Genomic DNA, 5995 nt, shown 5'->3' on the forward strand with positions numbered 1-5995 from the left:
GCTGCAGGCCAATGGGATGTTGATCTTGACTCCATACCGATACCTCGGCCCAGGGGTGTTCTTTTTGCACTTTCTCCACTTCACAGCCCAGTTTTTTTTTCCACTGCTGTTGTTGTTGAGATATGAACAGGACTTACGCACAGACTCCATGGGTAGGGTTTGCAAGGTTTGGACAACCCTACAGGTAGCGTTAAATTGAGGTATTTGCGTAAGTCCTAATGAATTGGTGATTGTTGGTCGAGGTACTTTCAGCCCTTTAATCCATTTGCTTGAGAATCCGCCATCCAAGTTGAAGTCAGACAATTCGAACCAATAATTCACAGAGATAGTCTGCAACTTTGCGACCGTTCCACAGCCCACCATCCGGGGCTGGACCTGACAAAATTTGATCTAATTGCCCTTGTTGCTGATCCCTTAAAAGAGGTGGAGCAAAACAGGTTTCTACGCCTACCATCTCCCAAGGTCAAAGGTCCAATCCGGTTGTAGCCCCACACCAGTTCATAAATCCAACTTCGTTTATATCCAGTCACTTTGCGCGACTTCTTCACTGGTTCTGCCAAGGGCTAGCAACCAGATGATTTGATAGTGGGAGCGTTCAATCGGATCTTTCCCTTGACGATAGCGCTGTTAATGTTCTTCTATACTCAGATGGGGTTCTATGCTGATTCGCTTGGGCATCAGTTTGGACCATTGTCTTGCATCTCTCATATATTACGGTTCTGAGGGGGTGACATGAGCCCTGAAAAGCTTACTATATAAGGCTTTGATGCCAATTCTCATAAGAATTGATAAACTCCCAAATTGACCCTCCTGTGATTTTCTGAAAGCTCAAACCCTTATAACTACGTCCAAGGAAGCGCCCAAAACACCATGTATCTTTTTGTAACAGATCGGCTGAAAATATTACCCAGTAAGGGTTTTAGCTTGCATGTCACCCCCCAGATTACGGTTATTTAATGCAACTTGATATTACCAGGAGTTTTAGCCTTAAAAAGGCACTCTATTTTACTGCCGGATTAACATCTTTAATCTGATCCCCTTTCTGACGATTTAAAAATAGAAAACGATAGACGAGTAATAAACTGGATATCAATGGGCCTAGAACCAATCCCCACCACAAGCCCATACCACCATAACCTAAAGGCATTGCTAGTAAATAGCCCACTCCGAGTCCAGATCCCCAGAATGAAAGTAAATTGATGAGCATAGGGATTTTGGTATCCTGTATGCCTAATAAGGCTCCAGTCATATTCATTTGAAGTCCATAGGCGAATTGGTAAAAACCTGCAATGTAGAGAAAGGAGATTGCTGTAGCTTTTGTATTAAAATAGTTTGGATCATCGGGATTTATAAAGATAGACACAACCTGCTTGGGAAATTCCCAAACTATAATTATCACTAACAATGAAAAGAAAGCACCAATAGCAAGATTAATAAATGCCGACACTCTAATTCCCATCGCATCTTTAGCTCCATAGGCATACCCCACTCTAGCAACAGTAGTACAGGCAATAGCAGATGGAATTGCCATAAAAACTTCTACAGTTTGAATTGTAATCTGGTGTGCTGCTAGAGTAGCTGTACCAAAAGATCCCATCAGCAACGTGGTTATGTTTAAAAGTGCTATCTCAGTACCATAGTGAATCCCCATCGGATAGCCAATACGAAAAAGTTTGATTATAAGTCTTGGATCGAGCTGATAAAAATTACCAAAAAAACTATATTTGTCAAACTTTGGATGAAACATAAATAAAACGATAGCTATTAAGAACGTAAGCCAATAAATAAAACTACTCGCCCAGCCAATACCCGATAGTCCTAAATCTGGAAATCCAAATTTTCCAAACATCAATATATAGTTAACAGGAATATTTAAGCCCAGGCCAATCACCGCAATGACAGCTATCGATTGAGGATAATTAACAGCGGAGGCAATATCCTTAGCAATTAGTAATCCAATAGCAGCTGGGAGTCCCCATATAACTGCATTTGCATAACTTTTGACGAGGAAAAAGTCGCCTTTGTCTTGTCCGATTAAACCTGAGAAAGAACCACCACACCACAAGAGCAAAACCATGGGTAAGGATATAATTATAAGTAACCATAACCCCTGAAATAAAATATAACTAACCTGTTCAGGCTCATCAGTGCCAACTGCTTCAGCTGCCATTGCCCCTACCCCTGATACAATTCCGTATCCAACATAAACAGCGGTGGCAAAAGCAACCGTTCCCAAAGCACCTGATGCTATTGATTGAGTTCCTAATAACCCCATCATCACAACATCTATAGCTTGAACAGCTACATCACAAATCTGTGTGCTTATAAGGGGAATGAGTAATTGAGAACTAGAAATTGTTTCAGATATAGCCTTTGATACCAAGCTATATGAGCCTAACTTAGGACTATGTGTACAGTTTGTCTCAGTCGTTTTGTTCTGCATTAGACGTTAGAGGTAATTTATAAAGTAAATCTTAAGAGCTGAAATCCGTTGACAGATATGGATTTCAGGTAAGCAGGAGTAAACCTGAGGGGGCGACGAAATAAGCTGAGGGGGCGACGAAATAAGTTAAAACGCAGACTATATAAGCAACCTAGCCCTTAGGCCTCGTTGATAATACTTTCGTTTATTAGGATTTAATTTCATTAATTCGGTGACTAATTCTAAACAAACATCCTTTAAATTCACCCAAGTTTGGCCATATAAACCAATGTAAAAACTGCTATGTCTCCGCTCCCTACGACCATATTCTTTGACACGAGCTACATAGTTTTGTATTCCTTGACGTGTCTTGATGCAGTCGCTCATGGGGGAAACCCCCAAGACCGCGCTGCATCGCTTTAATATGCTGACCTTGAATCGTTGAGGAACTGTAAGCTATTGCAATTAATAAAATTATAGAAATAAGCCGTTTACCCTCAACTTTAGTCTCCTCTATATTATAACCACCTGTATTAAAATATCTAAACATTTATTCAATATCAAATCTTTTTTTATAAGCTGAAATAGCTGACTCTAAGCTTTCCAAATTTGTAAGAATAAACCATCCTTCTTTGGCCTTTGGCCACGCTACGCGAACGAAGCTACTTTCTTGACTTTACGTTGCCACTTACCAGCCACATTAAAAATTATAAAACCACGGGTCTTGGATGAAACCTTGAACAGGGTAGCCTTTATAGTCGGCAGTCTGTGAGTCATAGGTTTAAGTCTTGGTAATAAGGCTACCCTGTTCTACGGTAACTTCAAGGTCACTTTAACTCCTTGGATAAAAAAAGATAATCCTGGTGTTAAGCCTAAATTATTTAATTGAATAAAAATATTATTTTTGACTTCGATAAATTCGTTCTTCTTAAGACGTAAGCAGAAATAGACACCCAAGGACTGGAGGTGCTGTGCCAGCTTGACCGAGCCAAATTATCTATCCCCTAATAGACAAACTTTATAGTTTTTTAAAAGTGGCATCACTGAGGATAGGGCAGTTTTTTGTTCATGAATATTGCTACACCCTAATTTGGGAAGTAATTCAAAATATATAGGAAAAGCTCTTTTATCCCAAACTATACTGATCATGAGGAAATTTATTCGACTCCAATTTGTGCGGTATATCGCTACATAAATTAATTGCTCAGTTGTGAAGTATGTTGATAACCAGGTTTTGATAATTGGAAACCAAATTTTTTCAATCGTCAGATTAGGCAATGATAAAAATCGTTGTATTCTTGTCTTGATGCAGTCGCTCATGGGGGTTCCCCCCATGAGCGACTGCATCGCTTTTCTACGACTTTCAAATTTTAGGGGAATTGATAGAGCATTTGCTAATTTTTCTAAATTTACTTTTTTAATTGTCTGTAGGAGACTAAGCAGAATTAGACTAAATAAGTATTCTGACTTACTAAGTTGACTTTTTAAGTGGTTTTGGTAGAATGCAAGTAACATTGTCAATAGGTAGGTATTGTTGAACAAAAGAGACCTATCTTTTTTTTACCACAAAATGGTGAACGCTTTACATTTAAAGCTTTTCAGGCTATTTCGTCACCCCTTCAGGGAGTAAACATAAGCCTAAATCCTGAAAGCATTGCACCGCAATGGTTATAGCTCTGTTCACAAATCAGCTCTAAGGATTCGAGCCTAATGTTTTTACCAAACTGAGATACACCGAGGCCAATTATCACCTATTCGGTTGAGTTAAACAAGTTAGGTTCGTAAACTTAATCCTTGAAGTGTAGTCATAGCTTGAGTTTGGATTGTTTGTTAAAAATTTTTACACCTTTTTTTTTTTACTTCAACTTAACTTGAACTATCCACTACACATTAACCTTTAAACTTCAATATTTGACATTCAAGATTCCCTGAATTACAAATAATTGGTAAACACTGATTAGAGTTTTTGAACTTTCCCAAAATGCCTATATAGTTGATTATATATTACTTATGGCCTCTGGCCTCTTGCGTTGCTTTAAGAGCTGATTTATAAAGTCAACCAAAAGCATTGCCAGTCGCTTAACCATAAGGTGAATTAGAGAGCCATAAATCATGGCTTCACTCACATCTGAATACACCTCATAATCCAGGCTTTTGCGTCGAAATCTATTCAACCATCCATGCATTGCGCTCAACAATCCATCGTTTAGGTAACCGCTCAAAAGTTTTGGAAGTTCTCTTGATTACTTCCACCCTCACGCGATCGCCACAAACTTCCTTAACTGCACGGGCAAAATTATTACCAGAATAACCCTGATATACCCAAAGCACATCTAATTTCGACAGTTTATCCCTGGCTTCATTAAGTACTACGACTGCTCCTAATCGTTCTGAGGCATTCGCTTCAGTTACCAAAACACCAATTAATAATCCAAGGGAATCTACTACAATGTGACGCTTACGCCCCTTAACTTTCTTGCCACCGTCGAAACCGTAGACAGAGCCCTTTTTTCTGTTGTTTTCACTGACATTGAATCAGCAATGGCAACAGTTGAGTCTTCATCCGGGTCTAATTCTGTTCTTAATTTTTGGCGTATTTTATCGTGTATCTGTTGCCAAAAACCGCCTTTTTGCCATTTTTTGAAGTATCTGTATACCGTGCTATAAGGTGGTAGATCATGAGGCATCATTTCCCACTGACATCCAGTCCGTTGCACATAGAATATGGCGTTGAAAATTTCTCGGAAATCCACCTCTATAGGATGACCAAACCCCTTGGGTAATGGTACTAGAGGCTTGAGTATTTCCCATTCTGAGTCGCTCAGGTCACGTCGGGTTAGGTTGACGTTGAGGATTTGCGATCGGCGAAGCCGCGCCAAAGGCGATCGCAGGTAGACGGCTCATCAGTCACAACATAGCTTAACTATAACTAAGAAATAACGATTACACCATATTCACTTAATCCCCTACTTTCTTTAGATTCTCTTTATAAATCAGCTCTAACTGTAGATCAGGCTCGGTGGCATATGAGTGAGAAGTTGGAGGTGCCAGAGGGGATTCATCTTTTCCCCTTACCCCCTTACTCTCCTGAATTACAACCGGCAGAGCGATTATGGCCTGTGGTGAATCAAGCCTTGGGAAATATAGTATTTGACTCAATAGAACCCCTTGAAGACCTTGTTGAGCAACGCTGGCGCTATTTGCTCAATTCCCTGAGAGTTGATCCGCTGCATCAGCTTCTATCATTGGTGGCCTGAGGTAATGGAAGAAGCTGCTTAACTATGGTCAATTAATGTGACTTGATATAAGAGCTGATTTGTAAACTCAGGTAAAGTACTTGCCCTACAAGGGTTTCAGGAATTGAGCTTAGGTCGGCGGATAATCAACTGAAAGCTATATACCGCAAGGGCTTGAGTACTCTTAAGGTTTACTTTATAAATCAGCTCTTAGAATTACCCGCTTTTTGGCTCCAATCCCAAAGTGTTCGGCAAAATCTTTGAGCACTGCACGGGCACAGGTTCGTCCGCACCCGTGGCAATATCCACCAATAGGTCTGTCCGGTTTGAGGTTCGA

The 5995-nt window shown here is 40.1% G+C and carries 2 protein-coding genes and 2 pseudogenes; 1 reads left to right on the forward strand and 3 read right to left on the reverse strand.

The window, feature by feature from the left end; genetic code table 11:
• Positions 1-1000 precede the first annotated feature (1000 nt).
• From F6K53_RS34830 to F6K53_RS34840, 3 genes and pseudogenes are all read right to left on the reverse strand, one after another.
• Positions 1001-2443, reverse strand: coding sequence for an MATE family efflux transporter (locus F6K53_RS34830; RefSeq protein WP_293030132.1), 1443 nt, complete (start codon positions 2441-2443; stop codon positions 1001-1003).
• 138 nt (positions 2444-2581) lie between these two features.
• Positions 2582-3937: pseudogene (locus tag F6K53_RS34835) on the reverse strand (IS4 family transposase).
• Positions 3938-4419: 482 nt separating this feature from the next.
• Positions 4420-5277: pseudogene (locus F6K53_RS34840) on the reverse strand (IS5 family transposase).
• 87 nt (positions 5278-5364) lie between these two features.
• Between F6K53_RS34840 and F6K53_RS34845 the strand changes: the two are divergent.
• A complete protein-coding gene (locus F6K53_RS34845; protein ID WP_293072610.1) occupies positions 5365-5679 on the forward strand; it encodes a transposase in 315 nt (104 codons plus the stop codon).
• The last annotated feature ends 316 nt before the right edge of the window (positions 5680-5995 follow it).

This window comes from Moorena sp. SIO4A1, assembly GCF_010672065.1.
Taxonomy (GTDB): domain Bacteria; phylum Cyanobacteriota; class Cyanobacteriia; order Cyanobacteriales; family Coleofasciculaceae; genus Moorena.